This is a genomic window from Micromonospora sp. B006 (genome assembly GCF_003408515.1).
Taxonomy (GTDB): domain Bacteria; phylum Actinomycetota; class Actinomycetes; order Mycobacteriales; family Micromonosporaceae; genus Micromonospora; species Micromonospora echinospora_A.
The window spans coordinates 4,323,878-4,340,071 of the sequence record NZ_CP030865.1; the positions used below are offsets into that span (position 1 = coordinate 4,323,878).

The 16,194-nt window shown below is 73.2% G+C and carries 19 protein-coding genes; 5 read left to right on the forward strand and 14 right to left on the reverse strand.

What is annotated here, in order from left to right; genetic code table 11:
- Window positions 1-5: 5 nt before the first annotated feature.
- The 5 genes from MicB006_RS19330 to pepN all read right to left on the reverse strand — a co-directional run bounded on the left by MicB006_RS19330 (window position 6) and on the right by pepN (window position 5,252).
- Entirely contained in the window at window positions 6-860 is an 855-nt protein-coding gene (locus tag MicB006_RS19330) for a DegV family protein (RefSeq protein WP_116507986.1), read from the reverse strand.
- Window positions 861-908: 48 nt separating this feature from the next.
- On the reverse strand, window positions 909-1,538 hold the full coding sequence (locus MicB006_RS19335; RefSeq protein WP_073831858.1) for a histidine phosphatase family protein: 630 nt from the start codon (window positions 1,536-1,538) through the stop codon (window positions 909-911).
- Entirely contained in the window at window positions 1,535-1,939 is a 405-nt protein-coding gene (rsfS, locus tag MicB006_RS19340; RefSeq protein ID WP_013287996.1) for a ribosome silencing factor, read from the reverse strand. The genes MicB006_RS19335 and rsfS overlap by 4 nt, the downstream gene beginning before the upstream one ends.
- A gap of 110 nt (window positions 1,940-2,049) precedes the next feature.
- Complete coding sequence (nadD, locus tag MicB006_RS19345) at window positions 2,050-2,646, reverse strand: nicotinate-nucleotide adenylyltransferase (protein ID WP_030503098.1); 597 nt, start codon at window positions 2,644-2,646, stop codon at window positions 2,050-2,052.
- A gap of 89 nt (window positions 2,647-2,735) precedes the next feature.
- Window positions 2,736-5,252: an aminopeptidase N gene (pepN, locus tag MicB006_RS19350; protein WP_116507988.1), complete on the reverse strand. Its 2,517-nt coding sequence runs from the start codon at window positions 5,250-5,252 to the stop codon at window positions 2,736-2,738.
- A gap of 66 nt (window positions 5,253-5,318) precedes the next feature.
- Between pepN and MicB006_RS19355 the strand changes: the two genes are divergently transcribed.
- Complete coding sequence (locus MicB006_RS19355; RefSeq protein WP_030503096.1) at window positions 5,319-5,537, forward strand: DUF397 domain-containing protein; 219 nt, start codon at window positions 5,319-5,321, stop codon at window positions 5,535-5,537.
- Window positions 5,538-5,544: 7 nt separating this feature from the next.
- On the opposite strand, the gene MicB006_RS19360 is transcribed toward MicB006_RS19355, so the two are convergent.
- Window positions 5,545-5,931: a hypothetical protein gene (locus MicB006_RS19360; protein WP_116507990.1), complete on the reverse strand. Its 387-nt coding sequence runs from the start codon at window positions 5,929-5,931 to the stop codon at window positions 5,545-5,547.
- Between the two features lie 238 nt (window positions 5,932-6,169).
- Between MicB006_RS19360 and MicB006_RS19365 the strand changes: the two genes are divergently transcribed.
- Window positions 6,170-7,453, forward strand: coding sequence for a cytochrome P450 (locus MicB006_RS19365; RefSeq protein WP_116507992.1), 1,284 nt, complete (start codon window positions 6,170-6,172; stop codon window positions 7,451-7,453).
- Window positions 7,454-7,473: 20 nt separating this feature from the next.
- Here the strand turns inward: MicB006_RS19365 and MicB006_RS19370 are convergent, their stop codons facing one another.
- Complete coding sequence (locus tag MicB006_RS19370) at window positions 7,474-8,652, reverse strand: zinc-dependent alcohol dehydrogenase (RefSeq protein WP_073831863.1); 1,179 nt, start codon at window positions 8,650-8,652, stop codon at window positions 7,474-7,476.
- Window positions 8,649-9,287: a cyclase gene (locus MicB006_RS19375; protein ID WP_073831864.1), complete on the reverse strand. Its 639-nt coding sequence runs from the start codon at window positions 9,285-9,287 to the stop codon at window positions 8,649-8,651. The genes MicB006_RS19370 and MicB006_RS19375 overlap by 4 nt, the downstream gene beginning before the upstream one ends.
- A gap of 129 nt (window positions 9,288-9,416) precedes the next feature.
- Between MicB006_RS19375 and MicB006_RS19380 the strand changes: the two genes are divergently transcribed.
- Window positions 9,417-10,538, forward strand: a complete 1,122-nt coding sequence (locus tag MicB006_RS19380; RefSeq protein WP_225980420.1) for a glycosyltransferase family 2 protein — start codon at window positions 9,417-9,419, stop codon at window positions 10,536-10,538.
- A gap of 16 nt (window positions 10,539-10,554) precedes the next feature.
- Here the strand turns inward: MicB006_RS19380 and MicB006_RS19385 are convergent, their stop codons facing one another.
- Genes MicB006_RS19385 through MicB006_RS19395 form a run of 3 tightly spaced genes read right to left on the reverse strand, consistent with a single transcriptional unit; the run spans window position 10,555 to window position 12,462 of the window.
- Complete coding sequence (locus MicB006_RS19385; RefSeq protein ID WP_116507993.1) at window positions 10,555-11,193, reverse strand: DUF3618 domain-containing protein; 639 nt, start codon at window positions 11,191-11,193, stop codon at window positions 10,555-10,557.
- Entirely contained in the window at window positions 11,190-11,642 is a 453-nt protein-coding gene (locus tag MicB006_RS19390; RefSeq protein WP_116507995.1) for a phage holin family protein, read from the reverse strand. Before MicB006_RS19390 ends, MicB006_RS19385 begins: the two co-directional genes overlap by 4 nt.
- A 31-nt stretch (window positions 11,643-11,673) precedes the next feature.
- On the reverse strand, window positions 11,674-12,462 hold the full coding sequence (locus tag MicB006_RS19395) for a hypothetical protein (RefSeq protein WP_116507997.1): 789 nt from the start codon (window positions 12,460-12,462) through the stop codon (window positions 11,674-11,676).
- Window positions 12,463-12,671: 209 nt separating this feature from the next.
- Here MicB006_RS19395 and MicB006_RS19400 point away from each other — a divergent pair, with 209 nt between their 5' ends.
- Together MicB006_RS19400 and MicB006_RS19405 are read left to right on the forward strand one after the other, a co-directional pair.
- Window positions 12,672-13,136, forward strand: a complete 465-nt coding sequence (locus MicB006_RS19400) for a DUF4383 domain-containing protein (RefSeq protein WP_192900309.1) — start codon at window positions 12,672-12,674, stop codon at window positions 13,134-13,136.
- Window positions 13,137-13,221: 85 nt separating this feature from the next.
- Window positions 13,222-13,881, forward strand: coding sequence for a DUF6766 family protein (locus MicB006_RS19405; RefSeq protein ID WP_116508001.1), 660 nt, complete (start codon window positions 13,222-13,224; stop codon window positions 13,879-13,881).
- 3 nt (window positions 13,882-13,884) lie between these two features.
- Here the strand turns inward: MicB006_RS19405 and MicB006_RS19410 are convergent, their stop codons facing one another.
- The 3 genes from MicB006_RS19410 to rpmA form a co-directional block, all read right to left on the reverse strand.
- Window positions 13,885-14,334, reverse strand: coding sequence for a GNAT family N-acetyltransferase (locus MicB006_RS19410; protein ID WP_064448720.1), 450 nt, complete (start codon window positions 14,332-14,334; stop codon window positions 13,885-13,887).
- A 59-nt stretch (window positions 14,335-14,393) separates the two neighbouring features.
- A complete protein-coding gene (obgE, locus tag MicB006_RS19415; protein WP_073831869.1) occupies window positions 14,394-15,848 on the reverse strand; it encodes a GTPase ObgE in 1,455 nt (484 codons plus the stop codon).
- Window positions 15,849-15,937: 89 nt separating this feature from the next.
- Window positions 15,938-16,192: a 50S ribosomal protein L27 gene (rpmA, locus tag MicB006_RS19420; protein ID WP_013288010.1), complete on the reverse strand. Its 255-nt coding sequence runs from the start codon at window positions 16,190-16,192 to the stop codon at window positions 15,938-15,940.
- Between the last annotated feature and the right edge of the window lie 2 nt (window positions 16,193-16,194).

Sequence of the window (16,194 nt, forward strand, 5' to 3'; positions counted from 1 at the left end):
CCACCCTAGGGGGTGCGGCGGTGGACCACCACGCACGCCAGCCCGGGTCCGGCGTGCGCCGCGACCACCGCTCCGGCCTCGGTGACGTACGTGTCGTGCAGCCGGTCGCCAAGCCGCTCGGTCAGCGCCGTCAGCAACTGCTCGGCCCGCTGCGGCGCGGCGAGGTGGTGCACCGCCACGTCCACCTGGGCGTCACCGGCTGTCTCGACGGCGAGGTCGACCAGACGCGCCACTCCCCGGCTGGCGGTACGGACCTTGTCCTTCACCACGATCGCGCCGTCCGGCATGTGCATGATGGGCTTCACCGAGAGGGCGGTGCCGAGCAGCGCCTCGGCCGCGTTGATCCGGCCGCCCCGGCGCAGGAACTCGAGCGTGTCGACGTAGAAGTAGATGGTGGTCCGGGTGACCGCGTCCAGCGCCGCGTCGCGTACCCCGGTCAGGTCGGCGCCCTGCGCGGCGGCCGCGGCGGCGGCGAGCGCCGGGAAGCCGAGGCCCATGCCGGTGGATCGGCTGTCCACGACGGTGACGCGGTCGTCGCCGACCTCGGCGGCGGCCAGCCGGGCGGCCTCGACAGTGCCGGACAGTTCGGCGGACAGGTGCACCGACACCACGCCGTCGGCGCCCTCGGCGAGCAGCGTGCGGTAGACCTGCGCGAACTGTTCCGGCGCGGGCCGGGACGTGCTCACCGAGACCCGCCGGGCGCTCAGCGCGCGGGTGGCGTCGGCGGGTGAGGTCTCGACGCCCTCCAGCCCTTCGGCGCCGTTGAGGACGACGGTCAGCGGGACGACTGTGAGCCCGCGTGCGCGGACCAGGTCGGAGGGCAGATAGGCGGTGGAGTCGGTGACGACCGCGACGGGCATGACCGGCACGCTAGCCGATGACGCGGTGACACGCCGGGGCCGGAGGTGTCAGACCGCGTCGGTGAGCGCCGCCTGGGTGACCAGACCGACGTTGTGCGCCCGCAGGTGCCAGCCCCGGACGTCGTTGCGGCGCAGCTCGGTCCAGTGGCAGTTCGCCAGCGAGCCGAGGCTGCGCAGCACTGTGTGGTCCCAGCCGAGCAGGTGCCCGACGCCCTGCCGGGCGCCGCCACCGTGCGTGGTCACGACGACAGTGCCGCCGGTGGCCAGGCCGGCGGCGTCCCGGAACGCGGCGCCGAGCCGTTCGCCCAGGTCGTGCAGGCTCTCGATGTCGGCGCCGGGGTCGGGGTCGCCGGCCCGCCAGCGGGCGTACTCGTCGGGGAACCGCTCGGCCGCCTCGGTCAGGGTGAGGCCCTGCCACTGGCCGAAGTGCCGTTCCCGCAGCCGCGCGTCGGTGCGGACCGGCAGCCCGGTCAGCGCGGCGAGCGCGGCGGCGGTGTCGGCGGCCCGGCGCAGGTCGCTGGCGACGATCGCGTCCGGGCGCAGCGCGGCGAGCACCGGGGCTGCGGCGTGGGCCTGCTCCCGGCCGAGGTCGTTGAGTGGCACGTCGGTCTGGCCCTGGACGCGGCTCGCGGCGTTCCAGTCGGTGTTGCCGTGCCGCCAGATGATCAGGCGGGTCATTCGGCGGTGGCGGTGCCGGCGGCCGAGTCGGCCAGGTCGCGATCGGTGAACGGGATCTGCGGGCAGTCCTTCCAGAGCCGGTCGAGCGCGTAGAACTCGCGCTCCTCGGTGTGCTGGACGTGAACCACGATGTCGACGTAGTCGAGCAGCACCCAGCGGCCGCCGCGCTCGCCTTCGCGGCGCACCGGCTTGGCCTTCTCCGGCAGCTCCAGCAGGCGCTCCTCGATGGCGTCGACGATGGCGAGCACCTGACGCTCGTTCGGAGCGGCGGCCAGCAGGAACGCGTCGGTGATCGCGAGCTGGTCACCCACGTCGATGATGACGATGTCCTGTGCCTTCTTGTCGGCCGCGGCCTGGGCGGCGGCCATCGCCAGCTCGTGCGCGCGCTCGGAAACTGTCACCGTTCTCCTTCGATCAACCGTGCGACCCTCCAAGCCTCTCACACCCGGCGTGGCGACGACTTGTCAGTTCTGGTCGATTTCAGGCAGGAAGGGGGACACAAGGGGTGGAATCACCGCTGATAGAGCCGCCGTTTCGCGATGTACTGCACCACACCGTCGGGCACCAGGTACCACACCGGTTCGCCCCGGGCGACCCGGGCGCGGCAGTCGGTCGAGGAGATCGCCATAGCGGGCACCTGCACCAGGCTGACCGAGTCGGCCGGCAGGTGCTTGTCGGTGAGTTCGAAGCCGGGCCGGGTCACGCCGATGAAGTGGGCCAGTTCGAGCGCCTCGTCCAGGTCCTTCCAGGAGAGGATGCGCTCCAGCGCGTCCGCGCCGGTGATGAAGAACAGCTGCGCCTTCGCGCCGTACTCGGCGTGCAGGTCGCGCAGCGTGTCGACGGTGTAGGTGGGGCCGCCGCGGTCGATGTCGACCCGGCTCACCTGGAAGCGCGGGTTGGAGGCGGTAGCGATCACCGTCATCAGATAACGGTCCTCGGCCGGGGTGACCGCTTCCTCCGCCTTCTGCCACGGCTGTCCGGTCGGCACGAAGACCACCTCGTCCAGACCGAACCGGTCGGCCACCTCGCTCGCCGCCACCAGGTGCCCGTGGTGGATCGGGTCGAACGTGCCGCCCATGATGCCGACCCGCCGGATGTCTTCCTCCACCCAGCGATCGTAGGCCGCCCGCCCGACAGCCCTGGGCGGGGTCCGCGGTCGAGCGCGCCGGGCGGGCCCCCACCCGGCGCGCTCCCAGCTCAGGCCGACGCGGCGGCCACCGCTGTCCGGGCCACGAGCGCCCGGCGCATGTCGTCGTCCAGGTCGGTCACCCACCGCCGCAGGCCGGGCGTCAGGTCGTCGCGGGCCAGCAGCGCCGCGGCCAGTTCCCGGGTGGGCTGCGCCACGGCGTAGCGGGGATACGCGGCCACCGTGACCGCGTCGGCCACCCACGGGGTACGCAGCCGCGCCGCCGCCGGAATGTCGGTGAAGTAGCGCTGCACGTACGCGGCGGTCAGCTCGGCCTGCTCGGGCTGCCAGAAGCCCTCGGCGGCCGCCTCGACCAGGCGGTTGGACAGTTCGGTGCTGCGGGTGACGATCTCCCAGGCGGCCCGCTTCGCGTCGGGGTCGGGCAGCGCGGCCCGGCACGCGGTTGCCTGCTCGGCGCCGGTGGCGCTGCGGTCGGCGTCGGCCTCGGCGTCGATCTGCGGAGTACCGGCCACGCCGAGCACCACCAGCCGGCGCAGCACCGCCCAGCGCAGGTCGGTGTCCACGGCCAGCCCCGACGGCACCTCCTTGCCGGCCAGCCAGCCGGTGAGCATCGCGGTGTCGGTGGTGGCGGCGATCAGACCCCGCGCCGCGGCGAGCTGCAGCGAGCCGCCCGCGGGAGCCGAGTCGAGCAGCGCCGCGCAGGCGGTCGCCACCCGCAGCAGCGCCGCGTCCCGGGCGAGCGGGTCGAGATAGCGGTCGATCAGCCGGCGGCTGAGCAGCAGCACGTCCTCGACGATCGTCACCTCGGTCTCGGCGGGCAGCGCCGCCGCGATCAGCGCGGCCAGCGCGCCAGCCGGGCGTTCCCCGTCGGTGACCGCGTCCAGCGCCTCGCCCCAGAGCAGCGCCCGGGCCAGCGGGTCGGCGAGGCCGGGAAGCAGCGTCGGCACCGCGTCCGCCGAGGCCGGATCGAGCCGGATCTTGGCGAACGTCAGGTCACCGGCGTTCGGCAGCAGCAGCCCGGTGGCGGGCTGCCCGACCAGCTCGGGCAGCGGCGTCCGGCCGCCGTCGGCGTCCGGGTCGAGGTCGACGGCGTACCGGCGGGCCGGGCCGTCGGCGGTGTGGTGGGCCACGCCGATGCGGTGCGGCCGCAGGACCGGGTGACTCGCCGGGGCGGTCTGCACGATCGCCACCTCGGCCCACCGCCCGTCGGTGTCCACAGCGGTGTCGATCCGCAGCGTGTTCACCTGCGCGCGGCGCAGCCAGCGCTCGGCCCAGCCGTCCAGGTCGCGGCCGCTCGCGGCGCCCAGGCTGGACAGCAGGTCGGCGAGCGTGGCGTTGCCGAACCGGTGCGCGGCGAAGTGCGCGTTCAGCCCGGCCAGGAACGCGTCGTCGCCGAGCCAGGCGACGAGCTGGCGCAGCACGCTGGCGCCCTTGGCGTACGAGATGCCGTCGAAGTTGAGCAGCGCCTGGGCGGCGTCTGCGACCTCCTCCGGCGCGACGGGGTGGGTGGAGGGGCGCTGGTCGGCGGTGTAGCCCCAGGCCTTGCGGCGGCTCGCGAACGTGGTCCACGCCCGGTCGAACCGGGTCGCCTCGGCGGTGACCCGGGTGCCCAGGTATTCCGCGAACGACTCGTTGAGCCAGAGGTCGTCCCACCAGCGCATGGTGACCAGGTCGCCGAACCACATGTGCGCCATCTCGTGGGCGATCGTGGTGGCGCGCAGCTCCCGCTGCGTGTCGGTGACCGCCGAGCGGAAGACGTAGTCGTCGCGGATCGTGACCAGGCCCGGGTTCTCCATCGCGCCGGCGTTGAACTCGGGCACGAACGCCTGGTCGTACTTGCCGAACGGGTAGCGCTCGGCGAACAACTGGTGGAAGCGGTCGAGGCACTGCCGGGTGACGGTGAGGATCTCCTCGGCGTCGGCGTCCAGGTGCTCGGCGAGCGAACGCCGGCAGTAGAGGCCGAGCGGGATGCCGTCGTGTTCGGCGCGCAGCACGTGCCAGGGCCCGGCGATCAGCGAGACGAAGTAGGTGGCGAGCGGTTCGGTGGTGGCGAACTCCCAGCGCCCCGGTGCGGGCCGGTCGGCCAGCGGCCCGTTGGCGGCGACAGTCCACTCCGGCGGCGCGGTGACGGTCAGCGTCACCGGGGCCTTCAGGTCGGGCTGGTCGAACGCGGCGAAGATGCGCGGCCCGTCGTCCAGGAAGGACAGCGCGTAGAGGTAGGTCTCGCCGTCGGCCGGGTCGACGAAGCGGTGCAGCCCTTCGCCGGTGTTGGAGTAGGCCATCTCGGCCTCGACGGTGAGCGTGTTGGTCGCGGCCAGGCCGGTCAGCGGCAGCCGGTCGCCGGCCAGCAGGGCCGGGTCGAGGTCGTTGCCGTTGAGGCGGGCGGCGAGGAGTCGGCGGGGCTTGACGTCGACGAAGGTCTCGGTGCCGGGGGTGGCCCGGAACCGGATGGTGACGGCGGAGCGGAACCGCTCGGCGTCGCCGGTCAGGTCGAGGTCCACATCGTAGGACTCGACGGTGATCGACGCGCGGCGCGCGGTCGCCTCTGCACGGGTGAGGCTCGGCATCCGCTTATCCTGCCCGATGTGGTCCGCTCGGGCCGTCTCGTTACGCACGGCAATGGAGGAGCAGCGATGGGTCAGCACCCCAAGGGTGATTTCGACAGTTCCCGGGCGGTCTGGCAGCGGGCTGAGGGCGACACCTCCGAGGGCGCGGTCGAGGTGGCCTTCGTGGACGACCTGATCGGCATGCGCAACTCCGCCGAGCCGGACGGGCCGGTGCTGGTCTTCACCCAGGCCGAGTGGGACGCCTTCGTGGCGGGCGCCCAGGACGGCGAGTTCGACCTGGACTGAGCGCGACTCAGTCACCGTCGCCCCAGCCGAGCCCGCCCGGACCGGGCGCGTGGTGGAAGCCCGGATGGCCGGCCACGTCGGCGCAGCGCTCGCCGTCGGGCCCGACGGCGTCGCAGAACAACCGCTCGGCCCGGTGCCAGGCGTCCGCCGGGGACAGGGCCGCCGCGCCGAGCGCCAGCTCCGGGCGGAGCAGGCCGAGCGCTTCCGCGTACGCCACCGCCTGCTCCCGCGCGACGGCGGGATCGGTGGCGGCGAAGCCCAGGTGCACGGTGAAGTACCGCGGTGGGCGGGCCCCGGCGCGCCGGGGCCCGCCGATCAGCGTGCCGTCGCGGCCGTCGCCGCGCAGCCCGGCCAGCGCCTCGCGGTGCCGCCGCACCGCCCTGTCGTCACGCATCCGTGTCCTCCCCCGTCGCCGGTGACCACCGCCGGACACCACGCCGGCGGACGCCGGACCGGTCGCCGCCGGTCCGCGTACCCCGAGGGAACCAGCTTTTCCGCCCCCGGGGAGGGGCCAGCGTCCGCCCGCCCGGCTGGCCCCTCCCCCATGCGGCCCGAGCTGCTGAGATAGAGGGTTCGGCAGCGCCGCCCGGGGTAGGTAGGCAGCGCCGCCGAACCGCGTAGGAGCAGTCGACATGAGCACCATGCCCAGCGACCGGAGCCCGGACAGCACACTCGCCTTCATCCGGGAGGGCTACCGCTTCGTCGGCTCCCGCTGCGACCGCCTCGGCACCGACATCTTCCAGACCCGGCTGCTGCTGAGACCGACGATCTGCATGCGCGGCCGGGACGCCGCCGAGCTGTTCTACGACGAGGAGCGGTTCGTACGGCACGGCGCCATGCCGATGCGCGGGCAGCGCACGCTCACCGGTGTCGGCGGCGTGCAGGGCCTGGACGGCCAGACGCACCGGGTCCGCAAGGCGATGTTCATGTCGATCATGACGCGGGCCGCGATCAGCCGCCTCGGGGAGATCTTCGACGAGCAGTGGCAGGCCCGGATCCCGGCCTGGTCCCGCACCGGACCGGTGGTGCTCTACGACGAGGTGGGCGAGATCCTGACCCGTACGGTCTGGGCCTGGGCCGGGGTGCCGCTTGCCGAGGACGACGTGCCGCGCCGCACCGCCGAGATGCACGCGATGATCGAGGCCCCGGCCGCGCTGGGCCCCCGGCACTGGCGCGGACGGCTCGGCCGCCACCGCGCACAACGCTGGGCCGGCGACCTGATCGAAGGGGTACGCGCGGGCACGGTGCCCGCCCCGGAGGGCAGCGCGCTGGCGGTCGTCGCCGGGCACCGGGACGAGCGGGGACGGCCGCTGCCCCGCCGGATCGCCGCTGTGGAACTGCTCAACGTGCTGCGCCCCACCGTCGCGGTGGACCGGTACGTGGTCTTCGCCGCGCTGGCGCTGCACGACCACCCGCACTGGCGGGACCGGCTACCCGGCGACGACGCCGCGACCGAGCGGTTCGTGCAGGAGGTACGCCGCTACTACCCGTTCTTCCCGGTCACCGCGGCCCGGGTACGCCGCTCGTTCCAGTGGCGGGGACACACGTTCCCGCAGGGCCGGCGGGTGCTGCTCGACCTGTACGGCACCAACCACCACCCCGACATCTGGCCGGAGCCGGAGCAGTTCCGCCCGGAGCGCTTCACCGGCTGGCGCGACGACCCGTTCGGCCTGGTCCCGCAGGGCGGCGGCGACCACTTCACCGGCCACCGCTGCGCCGGAGAGTGGATCACCATCGAGCTGATGAAGCGGGCCGTGACGAACCTGACCGGCGCGATGGACTACCGGGTACCGCCGCAGGACCTGGCGCTCGACCTGGGCGCCATGCCGGCGCTGCCGCCCAGCGGGCTGGTGCTCGACGGCGTACGCCCGGTCGACGGAGCACATCGGGCCGACGGGGTGCGCCCGCTGCGCTGAACGGGCGCACCCTTCGTCGGTCAGGCGGCCTGCGGGTGCAGCACGGTACGCAGGCAGCCGTCCTCCTTCTTCTCGAAGATCTCGTAACCCCGGGCGCCCTGCTCCAGGGACATCGGGTGGGTGGCCAGGTAGCCGGGGTCGATCTCGCCGGCCGCGACCCGGTCCAGCAGCATCGGGATGTAGCGCTGGGCGTGCATCTGCCCCATCCGCAGCACCAGGGCCTTGTTCATGGCCGCGCCGAGCGGGAACTTGTCCACCAGGCCGCCGTACACGCCGACGATGCTCACCGTGCCGCCCTTGCGAGCCGCCATGATCGCCTGCCGGACCGAGGTGGGCCGGTCGGTCTGCGCCCGTACCGTCTGCTTGGCCTTGTCGTACGCGTACGCCGGGCCGACGTCGTGCGACTCCATGCCGACGGCCTCGATGCAGGCGTCCGGACCGCGCCCGGCGGTCATCTCCCGCAGCGCCTCCAGCACGTCGGTCTCGGCGTAGTTGATCGTCTCCACGCCGAGCCGCTGCGCCGCGGTGGCGAGCCGTTCCGGCAGCCGGTCGATGACCACCACCCGCTCGGCGCCGAGGATCTGCGCGGACCGGGCCGCCATCTGGCCGACCCCACCGGCGCCCCAGACCGCCACCACCTCGCCGCCCTTGAGGTTGCAGAAGTCGGCCGCCATCCAGCCGGTCGGCATGGCGTCGGAGGCGAACACCACCGAGTCGTCCGGCACCCCGTCCGGCACGGTGAACGCGCCGACGTCGCCGAACGGCACGCGGATGTACTCGGCGTGGCTGCCCGAGTAGCCGCCGGCCGCGTGCGAGTAGCCGAGGATGCCCGCAGGCGAGTGACCCCACAGCTTCTCGGTGAAGACCGGCTGCGGGTTCGAGTTGTCGCAGAGCGAGAACTGCTCGGTGCGGCAGTACCAGCACGAGCCGCAGGCCACCACCGACCCGACCACCACCCGGTCGCCGACGGAGATGCGCCGCACGTCCGGGCCGGTCTCGACCACCTCACCCATGAACTCGTGGCCGAGGACGTCCCCCTCGCGCATCGCCGGCAGGTAGCCGTTGATCAGGTGCAGGTCGGAGCCGCACACGCTGCTCGCGCGCACCTTGACGATGATGTCGCCGGCCGACCTGATGGTCGGCTCCGGCACGTCCCGCACGGCCAGCTTCCCGACGCCCTCCCAGCACAACGCCCTCACGGTCGTCCTCCCACCATCAGCTTCTCGCGTACCTTGTCCGTCGCCCGCTCCTGGCGCGGGCTGCGCCCGGACGGGTCGTGCCGGGTGTCCAGCACCTGCCCGGTCTCGATCAGCGACTTGATCCGGCGCAGCGTGGTGCGCAGCCCCAGGTCGGGGTCGGTTCCACCGGCCAGCCCGACCGCGCGCCGGATCGGTCCGGAGCGCCAGCGCAGCTCGGCCCGGATCTCGGTGCCCCGGTCCTGCGGCGCGGTCACCAGCTCGATCCGGCCGCGCTGGGCCACCGGTCCGTCGGTGACCCGCCAGCTCAACCGTCCCGGGCCGTCGACGGTGATCTCGGCCCGCCACTCGGCGCCGCCGCCAGCCGGGTCGGCCGCCACGCAGCGCCACCGGTTCGCGTCGAGCTGCTCCAGCGTCGCCCACTCGGCCAGGCCGCGGTCGAGCCGTTCCCGGTCGGTCCAGAACCCGATCACCGCGTCGACCGGCCGGTCCACTGTGATGCCGCGGCGCACCACGTACCAGCCGTCCTCACGGTCGGGTTGGTGCCGGTGCCGCCGCCGGGCCACCGTGCGGGTGATCCCGAGCGCGGTCACCGTGGCGGCGCCGGCCAGCGCCCACCTGGTCGCGTTCCTGCTCATCACGTCTCCTCCGCCTCGAACGACTCGGACCGTCCGTATCCGGCTGCGCTACCCGACACAGCCCGCCCGAAACGGTTTCAGCAGCCGCATTCCGGGCAAGTCGCGTGACCCGACACGAGGGGAGGCGACGTGACCAGACCGACAGCTGCGCACGTGCGTGACGAGGCCGCCGCGTCCGCGCCGGTCCGGCTCCCGATGGCGTACGTGCTGCCGCTGCGCGCCCACGACGACGACGGCCTGGACGAACTGACCGGGTACCTGCGGGAGCTGAGCCGCTGGGTCGACGTGGTGGTGGTCGACGCCTCGCCGCCGGAGCTGTTCGCCCGGCACGCCGCCGCCTGGGACGGGCTGGCCCGGCACGTGCCGCCGGACCCGGCACTGCGCGGACGCAACGGCAAGGTGCTCGGGGTGCTCACCGGCGTCGCGCTGGCCCGGCACGAGCACGTGGTGATCGCCGACGACGACGTCCGGTACGACCTGCCGGCCCTGTGCGCGGTGCACCAGATGCTGGACGTGGTGGACCTGGTCCGGCCGCAGAACCACTTCGACCCGCTGCCCTGGCACGCCTGGTGGGACACCGGCCGGACGCTGCTCGCCCGCGCGTTCGGCGGGGACTGGCCGGGCACCCTCGGGGTGCGGCGGGGCACGTTCCTGGCGATGGGCGGCTACGACCCGGACGTGCTCTTCGAGAACCTGGAGCTGGTCCGGACCGTGCGCGCGTACGGCGGCAGCACGGCCACCCCGGCGTGGCTGTACGTGCGGCGACTCCCGCCGACCGCCGCGCACTTCCTCGGGCAGCGCGTCCGCCAGGCGTACGACGAGACGGCCCGGCCGGTGTGGCTGCTGGCCGCGCTGGCGGTGCTGCCGGCGACGGCTCTCGCGCTCGCCACCCGTCGGCCCGGGCTGCTGCTGCGCGCCGGGCTGGCGACTGTGGCGGTGGCGGAGCTGGGCCGGCGACGGGCCGGTGGCGCGACGGTGTTCCCGGCGCACACCAGCCTGGCCGCGCCCGTGTGGGCGCTGGAGCGCGGGCTGTGCGCGTGGCTGGCGGTGGGGCGGCGGCTGCGCGGCGGGGTGCCCTACGCGGGCGCCCGGCTGCGGGTGGCCGCCAACTCCACACGTGCGCTGCGCCGCCGGATGACCAGGCGCCGCCCGGACGAGCTGGTGCTCTGGGTGGAGACCGGGGCGGCCCCCGCTGAGGTGAAAGGAAGGGCCCCTTCTTATCGCGAGGCGATAAGAAGGGGCCCTTCCTAACCGAGAGCGCGGACGTTCAGGACCGCACCTGCTCGGCGCTGTGCCGCACGTCCTGCGCGGCGGCGCGGCCGTCGTCCTTGACCGCGTGCGCGGCGTCCTGCGCGGTCGCCTTCACCGACTCGGCGGCGTGCTGCGCGGGCTCGCGCAGCTCCTCCTTCAGCTCACCGGCGACCTCGCCCAGCTTCTCCTTGACCACGCCACCGTGCTCGGCCGCCTTCGCCTTGACCTGCGCGGCGACCTGCTGCTCGCGGCGGGTGGCCGGGATCAGCGACGAGACCAGCATGCCGACGCCGAAGGCGATCACGCCGGCGGCGATCGGGTTGCCCTCGGACTTGCGCCGCAGCACCTGCGGCGCGCGCTGGGCGGCGTCACCGACCGTCGAAGCGGCCGAGTGCGCCTTGTCGCCCACCGTCGAGGCCATCGAGGAGGCGTGGTCGCCCACCGAGTGGGCGGCGTGGCCGGTGCTGTGGCCGAGATCCGATGCGGTTCCCATCACCTTGTCCTTCACGTTGGTCAGCGCACTGCGTACGCGCTGCTTGCGGTCGTCGACGATGCGGCTCGGGCTGACCTTGTACGCCAGGGCGTCCACGTCCGAGCTGAGGTTGTTGCGGGTGGCTTCGATCTCGCGGCGGATCTGCTCGGGATCGGTGCTCATCGGGTGACTCCCTCCGTGTGCGGCTTGAGCGCGTCGGGGATGCGCTGCACGCTGTCGTTCGTCTGCTTCAGGCCGCGGATCCGCTCGGCGTTCTTCTTGCCCATCGAGTACAGGACCGCCGCGACAGCGGCCCAGATGACGGCCACGATCAGCGCGGCCAGCCCGGAGTCCATGACGTTGTCGAGGAACTGCCAGATCGCGATCGAGACGAAGAGCGCCACCATGTAGCCGCCGAAGCCGGCGCCGCCGAACAGGCCGGCGGCCTTGCCCGCCTTCTTGCCCTCCTGGCGGATCTCGGCCTTGGCCAGCTCCACCTCCTGCCGCATCAGCGTGGACAGGTCGGTGGTCACCTGACGCATCAGGTCACCGAGCGAGCTGCCGCGCACCTCGTCGGCGTGGTGCGGCGCGCCGGCCGCCTGATAGCCGGGGTCCTGCGTGGGTACGGTCATGCCGTCGCCTCCCTTCTGCCGGTGCGGCGGGTCACGGGCGGGGAGCGCCGGTGGACGGGACGCCCGGCAGCGGGTCGGTGCGCTCCGGCGGCGGCAGCGGCTGACCGGTGCCACCGGCCGGGTCGGCCCAGGTGTTCGGGGCGCCGCCACCCGGGTAGGTCGCGCCCGGCGCGGAGTAGCCCGGGTCCGGCTCGGCGTAGCTGCCCGGCGTCGGGTCGAGGTAGCCGCCCGGCGGCACCTGGTCCGGCACCTCACGCGCGGTCGGGATGACGGCGGTGCGGTCCGGGTCGTACGCCGGCCGCGCGCCGCTGTCGTCGTCGCCGAGCGCGGTGATGTTGCGGGTGAGCCGCCCGGCGACCACGCCGAGCAGCGCGGCGCCGACGAGGAACGTGCCGGGGTTGCGGCGGGCGTAGTTCTTCACCTCGTTGAGCAGGTCGCCCGGCTCACGCTGCTCCAGCCAGCCGGCCACGCCGTGCACCCGCTCGGCCGCCTGGTGGGCCAGCTCGGTGACCGGCCCGGAGCCGCCACCCTGCTGCGCCATGGTGCGCATCTCGTCGGCCAGCGACCGCAGGCCACTGGCGGCGCGCTGCTGCTGCTGACCGGCCTGGGCGGTGACCTGGCCACGGGTCTCGCTGTAGAGGTCGCGGGCCTGCCGCTTGGCCTCGCCCACCACCTCCCGGCCCTGCTCCTTGGCGGTCTGGGCGACCGCGCCACCGGCGCTCGCGGCGTCGGAGCCGACCTGGCGGGCCTGGTCACGTACGCCGCCACCACCGTTCGTCGACTGGTACGTGGCCGAACTGGGAGAAAGATCCTGAGTCATGGTGTCCCTTCCGCTCGTGTGTTTCCAGCGGGTGTTCTCGGGGGGTCACACGGATTTGTTTCCGCGTGACAATCGCCCTACCCCCAGTCGACGGGTCCATGCCTGATTCGTGATTTCTCTGCGGGAGCGGCCCGCTCCGGTCAGAGAATGGAATGCCTGCCCGCCCGGGCGGCGGCGAGTCCACGGGGGTGACAGGGATGGCACGTGACGTGCGCGAACACGCGCCCGCGCGGCCTACGGTGCAGAAGGTTGCCCTCGCGGCGGCAGCCGTCTTCGCGCTGATCGGCGTGCTCGGTTTCGTGCCCGGCATCACCACGCACTACGGCGACATGACGTTCGCCGGGCACCACTCCGAGGCGAAGCTGCTCGGGGTGTTCCAGGTGTCGGTGCTGCACAACCTGCTGCACCTGTCGTTCGGGCTGGTCGGTCTGGTGATGGCCCGGCGGCTGGGCGGGGCGCGGGTGTTCCTGGCCGGCGGCGGCGCGCTCTACCTGGTGCTGTGGCTGTACGGCTTCGCCATCGACCGGGACACCGCTGTCAACTTCGTGCCGGTGAACGACGCCGACAACTGGCTGCACCTGTTCCTCGGTTTCGGCATGCTCGCCGCCGGACTGCTGCTGAACAACAACCTGGGCACGGGCAGCCCGGTGCAGGCCCCGTTCGACCGTCCCTGACCAGGCGCGACACGCCGGTGCGGCGTTTGCCCCGGCCCGATGCCGGGCAGGAGGGCAGGCGCGAACGGGTCGAGGAGGTCCGGCGATGCCACGGTGGTTGCGCGACAACATGCTCTCGGTCGCCATGCTCGGCGCGTTCCTGGTCTTCCTGCTGCTGCAGAGCGTCTTCGGCTGGCAGGTGCACAACGAGGAGCTGACCCGGTACGGCGTCGAGCCGCTGAGCTGGTGGGCCTACCTGGGCACCGGGCACTTCGCCGAGGCGGTGTTCGAGAACTGGGAGTCGGAGTTCCTCCAGATGGGCGGCTACGTGCTGCTCACCGCGTACCTGGTGCAGAAGGGCTCGGCCGAGTCGAAGCCGGAGGGCCAGACGGACCGGCCGGAGGACAACCGGGACCACGCCCGACCCGACTCGCCCTGGCCGGTACGGGTCGGCGGGCTGCCGCTGGTCATCTACCGGAACAGCCTCGCCATCGCACTTCTGATGATCTTCGGCGGCTCGTTCCTGGGGCACCTGTTCGGCGGCGTGGCCGCCTACAACCAGGAGCAGGCGCTGGAGAGCGGCGCGGCCCCGATCAACGCCTGGCAGTTCCTCGGCACCAGTGACTTCTGGTTCCAGTCCATGCAGAACTGGCAGAGCGAGTTCCTCGCCGTCGGGGTGCTGATCCTGCTCAGCATCGTGCTGCGCCAGCACGCCAGCCCCGAGTCCAAGCCGGTCACCGCGCCGCACGCCCAGACCAGCGCCTGAGCGTCAGGCCGCCACCGGCAGCCGCTTGGCGAAACAGACGCTGTACGGGTTGTCCACGTACTCGCCGTAGACCGGGATCGGTTCGTAACCGCTGGACCGGTAGAGCGAGATCGCGGCCGGCAGGTACGTGCCCGTCTCCAGGCACACCGTCCGGTGGCCCGCCCGGAACGCCAGTTCCTCCAGCGCCACGAGCAACTGCCGGGCGATGCCCCGGCCTCGGAACGCCGGTCGCACGTACATCCGCTTCAGCTCACCGGTGTCGGCGTCGAGCGCCTGGAGCCCACCGCAGCCGACCGCCCGGCCACCGACCACGGCGGCCAGGTAGTGGATGTCGGTGTGCACGACAGTCACCTGCCCGTCCAGCCCGCCGTCCGCGTCGCGCAGCTCCCGCTGCTGGGCGACGACGAGCGCGGCGATCTCCGGGTCGGTGGCGGGACGGGACTCGATCAACATGCCCGTACGCTAGATCCGCCGGATTTCACGCAGGTTTCCCGCCGCCGTCCCGGGAACGGCTACTCGGCGTCCGCCTCCGCCGCAGCCGGCGCGGCCTCGATCTCGTCCTCCGGCCGTACCCGGCGGGCCTTGCGCGCCGCGAGCCGGTCGGACGCGGACGGGCGGTTCGACTTGTCCTCCAGCCGCACGTCGGTGCCCCGGTTGCCGGGCACGAAGTCGACACCGGCGTAGAGCGTCGGCTGCCAGTCGAACTCCCGGTCGCCGATGCGCACCAGGTCACCGGCCTGCGCGCCGGCCTTGGCGAGCTTCTCCTCGACGCCGAGGCGGGCCAGCCGGTCGGCCAGGTAGCCGACTGCCTCGTCGTTGTCGAAGTTGGTCTGCTTCACCCAGCGCTCCGGCCGGCTGCCGCGCACCGTGTACGAGCCGTCCGGCTCGGCCTCGATGGTGAAGCCGGCGTCGTCGACCGCCTTCGGGCGGATCACGATCCGGGTCGGCTCGGCCGGCGGGGCGGCCCGGCGGCCCTGGTCGACCAGCTCCGCCATCGCGTACGTCAGCTCGCGCAGACCCTCGCGGGTGGCGGTCGAGACGTCGAAGACGCGCAGGCCGCGGGCCTCCAGGTCGGGGCGGACGATGTCGGCGAGGTCCTTGCCGTCGGGCACGTCGACCTTGTTGAGCGCGACCAGCCGGGGCCGGTCGGCGAGGCCGCCGTACTGGGACAGCTCCGACTCGATGGCGTCGATGTCGGCGAGCGGGTCGCGGCCGGGCTCCAGCGTCGCGGTGTCGATCACGTGCACCAGCACGGCGCAGCGCTCGACGTGGCGGAGGAACTCCAGGCCCAGGCCCTTGCCGCTGGCCGCGCCCGGGATCAGGCCCGGCACGTCGGCGACGGTGAAGGTGTGGTTGTCCACGCGGACCACGCCCAGGTTGGGCACCAGCGTGGTGAACGGGTAGTCGGCGATCTTCGGCTTGGCCGCGGAGATCACCGAGATCAGCGAGGACTTGCCGGCAGACGGGAAGCCGACCAGGCCCACGTCGGCGACGCTCTTGAGCTCCAGCACCACGTCCAGCCGGTCGCCGGGCTCACCCAGCTCGGCGAAGCCGGGCGCCTTGCGGCGGGCGTTCGCCAGCGAGGCGTTGCCGCGCCCGCCCCGGCCGCCCCGGGCCGCCTCGAACGTGGTGCCCACGCCGACCAGGTCGGCCAGGACCTCGCCGTCGAGGCTCTGCACCACCGTGCCGTTCGGCACCTTGATGACCAGGTCGCGGCCGTTGGCGCCGTCCCGGTTCGAGCCGGCCCCGCCCTTGCCGTTCTCGGCCTTCAGGTGGGGCCGGAAGTGGAAGTCGAGCAGCGTGGTGACCTGCGGGTCGACCACCAGGGACACGCTGCCGCCGTGCCCGCCGTTGCCGCCGTCCGGCCCGCCGAACGGCTTGAACTTCTCCCGGTGGATCGAGACACAGCCGTGCCCGCCGTCGCCGGCCTGCATGTGCAGGACGACCCGGTCAACGAACGTCGTCACGACGCCAATCCTTCCAGCGGGGTCCGCCCCGCGCGTGAAAAGGCGAAGCGGGCCGGGACCAGAGGTCCGCGGCCCGCTTGGCCAGAAAACTACTGCTGAGGCACGATGCTGACGGTCTTGCGACCGCGCTTGGTGCCGAACTGCACCGAGCCGGCGGCCAGCGCGAACAGCGTGTCGTCGCCGCCACGGCCGACCAGGTCACCGGGGTGGAACTTGGTGCCACGCTGACGGATGAGGATCTCACCCGCGCTGACGACCTGACCACCGAAGCGCTTCACGCCGAGTCGCTGGGCCGCGGAGTCACGGCCGTTACGCGAGCTGGACGCACCCTTTTTGTGAGCCATTG

Bases quoted from the DNA above. Each gene is read 5' to 3' on its own strand.
- MicB006_RS19360 (WP_116507990.1), bottom strand. From the start codon at position 5,931: ATGCGTGACGACAGGGCGGTGCGGCGGCACCGCGAGGCGCTGGCCGGG.
- MicB006_RS19390 (WP_116507995.1), bottom strand. From the start codon at position 11,642: ATGACCGTACCCACGCAGGACCCCGGCTATCAGGCGGCCGGCGCGCCG.
- MicB006_RS19385 (WP_116507993.1), bottom strand. From the start codon at position 11,193: ATGAGCACCGATCCCGAGCAGATCCGCCGCGAGATCGAAGCCACCCGC.
- MicB006_RS19335 (WP_073831858.1), bottom strand. From the start codon at position 1,538: ATGACCCGCCTGATCATCTGGCGGCACGGCAACACCGACTGGAACGCC.
- MicB006_RS19395 (WP_116507997.1), bottom strand. From the start codon at position 12,462: ATGACTCAGGATCTTTCTCCCAGTTCGGCCACGTACCAGTCGACGAAC.
- MicB006_RS19405 (WP_116508001.1), top strand. From the start codon at position 13,222: ATGCCACGGTGGTTGCGCGACAACATGCTCTCGGTCGCCATGCTCGGC.
- MicB006_RS19330 (WP_116507986.1), bottom strand. From the start codon at position 860: ATGCCCGTCGCGGTCGTCACCGACTCCACCGCCTATCTGCCCTCCGAC.
- MicB006_RS19375 (WP_073831864.1), bottom strand. From the start codon at position 9,287: ATGAGCAGGAACGCGACCAGGTGGGCGCTGGCCGGCGCCGCCACGGTG.
- rpmA (WP_013288010.1), bottom strand. From the start codon at position 16,192: ATGGCTCACAAAAAGGGTGCGTCCAGCTCGCGTAACGGCCGTGACTCC.
- pepN (WP_116507988.1), bottom strand. From the start codon at position 5,252: ATGCCGAGCCTCACCCGTGCAGAGGCGACCGCGCGCCGCGCGTCGATC.
- MicB006_RS19355 (WP_030503096.1), top strand. From the start codon at position 5,319: ATGGGTCAGCACCCCAAGGGTGATTTCGACAGTTCCCGGGCGGTCTGG.
- MicB006_RS19410 (WP_064448720.1), bottom strand. From the start codon at position 14,334: ATGTTGATCGAGTCCCGTCCCGCCACCGACCCGGAGATCGCCGCGCTC.
- MicB006_RS19365 (WP_116507992.1), top strand. From the start codon at position 6,170: ATGAGCACCATGCCCAGCGACCGGAGCCCGGACAGCACACTCGCCTTC.